A 3,896-nucleotide genomic window follows, 5' to 3' on the forward strand; every position below is an offset into this window, starting at 1 on the left:
AGGATTCGCCCACCTTCCTAAACACAGATCCGAGGCTGCATCCACCCCCCTGAAACCAAGGGTCAAACCCCCTGCCGATTTTTCTAATGTTTTTTCTTTCACTTCACTTGAAACCTAAAGACTCCCTCTCCCACGGAATTATTTAATAAGATTGAGGGGCATTGAACTAAGCAGAGGTGCAGCGCACATGAAGCCACTTATTGCCTTGAACTTGAAAGCTTACCCAGAATCCCTTGGAAAAAGAGGGCTTGAGCTTGTGCAAATAGCGCATGATGTCGCAGGCCAGACCGGGGTGCGCATAATTGTAGCGTCGCAGGCAGTCGATTTAGCACAGGCGGCAAAAATCCACAAGGACATATTTGCGCAGCATGTGGATTTTGTGAAGCAGGGCGCGTTCACCGGCTGGCTTGCCTGCGAGGCTGCAAAAGCTGCCGGCTGTCTGGGGAGCTTGGTCAACCATTCGGAGCATCGCATGCCAGCACAAACCATAGCAGCCACGATTTCAAGGCTGAAAGAAACTGACATGGAAGGCATGCTTTGCGCAAAAGACGTGGAAGAGTCGGTATTGCTTGCAAAGCTCAATCCAACATATATCGCAATAGAGCCGCCTGAGCTGATTGGAAGCGGAATATCGGTTTCAAGCGCAAGACCGGAAGTTGTAAGCGGGGCGGTTGACGCAGTTGCAAAGGTTTCAAAGTCGCCAGTCATATGCGGGGCCGGGATTTCAAGTGACAAAGACGTTGAAAAGGCAATAGAACTTGGGGCGGCAGGCGTTCTGGTTGCATCTGCATACGTAAAGGCAAAGGACCCAAAGAAGCTTCTTGAGCAGATGGCAAGGGCGGCGGATTAGAGCCAAGAAATGCATGGCCAATAAAGGCATGTGCTAATTTTTTCCTACTTTCTCAGCTTTATTTCCTCAAGCAGACCAGAAATAAATTTATCCTGCTGAATATCCCTAAGCTGTACATTTCCGCGCTTTCGCACTGAAACTGTGCCGGCATCAATTTCCTGCTTGCCAAGCACTATTATGTTTGGGACTTTTTGCGCATAAGCGTCCTTGATTTTTGACTCCATCTTTTCCTGCCTCAAGTCAGCCTTTGCCCTGATTCCGGAATCAAGCATCCTTTTTGCAAGCCCCTGTGCAGCCTCGTTTTGGTCGACTGAGAGCGGCACAACTGCCACCTGTACCGGAGAGAGCCAGACAGGGAACGAGCCTGCGTAGTGCTCAATCAAAAATGCAATGAAGCGCTCGTGCGTTGAAAGCGGGGCGCGATGGATAACGTAGACTTCCCTGTTTTCCTTGCCTTCAGTATCTACATAGGAAAGGCCGAACTTTGTCTTTGCCGCAAAGTCAAGCTGTATTGTTGACATTGTCTCCTCCCGCCCTGTCACTGCCTTGTATTGTATGTCAACCTTCGGCCCGTAAAACGCAGCCTCGCCGACTGCCTCCACAAAGTTGACATGCAGCTTCTGGAGGATGCCCCTAAGAACCCCCTCGGCAAACTTCCAGTTTTCAGGCTCGTCTATGTACTTTTCCTTGTTTGCCGGGTCGTGGAGGGAAAGCCTGAAGTGATAGTCCTTGAGTCCAAAAATCCTGTAATAGTCGACTACCATTTTCACCACGCTTTCAAATTCCTGCTCAATCTGGCCCCTTGAGCAGTACATGTGGGCATCGTTCATTGAAAGCATGCGCACACGCAGCAGGCCGGAAAGCGTCCCCGAAAGCTCGTTTCTGTAGCACGTGCCGTATTCGGCAATGCGAAGCGGCAGCTCCCTGTAGCTTCGCGGCCTGTGCCTGTACACAAGGTGGTGGTGCGGGCAGTTCATGGCCTTAAGAAAGTATGAACCGTCATCAAGCTTCATCTCAGGATACATGCTTTCCTGGTAATATGGGATGTGGCCTGACATTACATAGAGCTCCTTTTTGGCAAGATTCGGGGTTTTGACCCTCACGTAGCCGTATTTTCGCTCTGTTTCAATGGCCAGGTTTTCCACTTCCTGCCTGATTGTCTCGCCGTTTGGAAGCCAGATTGGAAGCCCTTTTCCAACCAAATCCGATTGCATGTAAAGCTCAAGCTCCCGGCCAAGTTTCTTGTGGTCGCGGGCTTCTGCCTCCTGCATTAGTTTCAGGTAAGCGTCCAGCTGCTCCCTTTTTTCATACGAAGTCCCGCTGATGCGCTGGAGCTGCTTTTGCCCCGAGTCGTTTCTCCAGTATGCGCCGCCGACTTCACGCAGTGCAAACTGGCCGCAGCCCGAAGTATCAGGAGCAAATGGGCCTGGCAAAAGGAACATGTGGCCATTGGCCTGGGCAACCATTATTACTTCTGACTCTATTTCAGCGGCTGCTTCAAGGTAGAATTTTTGGCCCGAAGCCTTGAACGCATCAAGAGCCTGCTGCCTGCCAATTGGCCCAAGCTTGATTGGAAGCTTGGAGCCTGCGGCATTTGCCATCTCCCTTGCAACTGCCTGCAGGTCAGAGGGAGTCAGTGCCCTGCCAACCTCAACGTCGCAGGAAAACCCATCCTTGTCCGATTTTGCAAGCCCAAAGAATGCCTTTGGATAAAGGCTTTTAACTGCAAGGAGGGCAACTAGCGAAGCGGTGTTTCTTGCAACCACAAGGGCATCCGATTCTGCCGGGGATTTTTGCCCAATGCAGTACTTTGCAAACATCTTTTCCTTGCCGGTCCTTGCCTCCTCCTTTCTTGCCCCGCCTATGTGCCTTGAAAGCTCCGCAAGAGGGTGCCCTTTGCACTTGACGTTGAAGGACTTGTACCAGCCAAAGGGCGCTTCGTGGATTTCAAAGCCCTCGGCAACAAGCTTATTTGCCTCCTTACTTACGGCAGCCAGAGTTTTTTGCGCAACATCGAGGGAGGAGGGCTCCTGCGTGAGGTGGACCCAAGGATAGAGAACAAGCCTTCTGGCTTTAACCATTTGTGCGTGCTTGACTATTTCTGCGACCGCGTTTTGCGATATTGCCTGCGTGTCAATATCATCTTTTTCGATTGCCATCAGGGCGACCAGGCACTCCTCAATGCGCTCTTTGCCCTTTGCAGCCTCAGGGGCGGTTTTTATTGCCTTTGAAACAGCTTCAAATTCTATAAAGTCGCTATGGAGCAAAACCATTCGCATGTATTTTCACCTTAAGACAGCATCGTGTCAGTAGAAGGTGTTGCCCCCTTAAAGCTAAAAAAGGTGAGGGTATGCCTAAGGAAGAAAGAGAATAAAAAAGAAAAAACAGAGAGGTAATGCGCCTCTACTGTTTTGATGTCTCCTTGACTGCTTGCGCTTCCCTGCCCATTTCAAGAAGCTGGTTGACCCTCATCATTTCTTTTGGGAAGTGCCTGCCGCGCATCATGAAGTTTTTCTCGTATGCCTTTGCCTCAAACTTGGAGACAATGGCCTTCTCCGCCTTCTCGACGTCAAAGTCCTTGCAGGAGAAAATGTCAATTGAGGCATATTCCTTTTCCACAAACGTGTGGACTGAAATGTGCGACTCGGCTATGAGCACTATCCCTGAGACCCCCCAGTCCTCGGGCTTTACGCCATTATACGAAAACGCATAAGGCGGCATTATTTTTGTCATGCCGACCTGCCCCGGCAACTCGTCCAAAAAACTATAAACAAAATTTACATCCTTCAGCTTTTTCTTGCTGCACCCGTATAAGTCCAATGTCAAGTGCGGTCCGAACATTTGTTTCTTTTCCTCCCAACATTAAGGTTGTTAGTTTGTTTTCCTGTTTTTTACCGTCCTTCTTTTTCCACTCTTTCGTCGGATTGGAAAAAATCCAATGACAAACGAAAACTTGTTAGCATTTTGAATAAATCTTGTATTTAAAGGTTTTCATTTTTGTAGCCAATTGTAAAAATTCCTGCAAAAAATGCCGGGAAAATTTTTC

3 protein-coding genes are annotated in these 3,896 nt (G+C 49.3%); 1 reads left to right on the top strand and 2 read right to left on the bottom strand.

Translation table 11 applies throughout. The annotated features are described in order from the left end of the window. Positions 1 to 187: 187 nt before the first annotated feature. Positions 188 to 850: a triose-phosphate isomerase gene (gene tpiA / locus FJZ26_04740; protein MBM3229712.1), complete on the top strand. Its 663-nt coding sequence runs from the start codon at positions 188 to 190 to the stop codon at positions 848 to 850. A 44-nt stretch (positions 851 to 894) separates the two neighbouring features. Here the strand turns inward: tpiA and thrS are convergent, their stop codons facing one another. Both thrS and speD read right to left on the bottom strand, forming a co-directional pair. Beyond that, entirely contained in the window at positions 895 to 3,129 is a 2,235-nt protein-coding gene (thrS, locus tag FJZ26_04745) for a threonine--tRNA ligase (GenBank protein MBM3229713.1), read from the bottom strand. A gap of 124 nt (positions 3,130 to 3,253) precedes the next feature. Then, positions 3,254 to 3,691, bottom strand: a complete 438-nt coding sequence (speD, locus tag FJZ26_04750; GenBank protein ID MBM3229714.1) for an adenosylmethionine decarboxylase — start codon at positions 3,689 to 3,691, stop codon at positions 3,254 to 3,256. Between the last annotated feature and the right edge of the window lie 205 nt (positions 3,692 to 3,896).

Source organism: Candidatus Parvarchaeota archaeon (genome assembly GCA_016866895.1).
Classification (GTDB): domain Archaea; phylum Micrarchaeota; class Micrarchaeia; order Anstonellales; family VGKX01; genus VGKX01.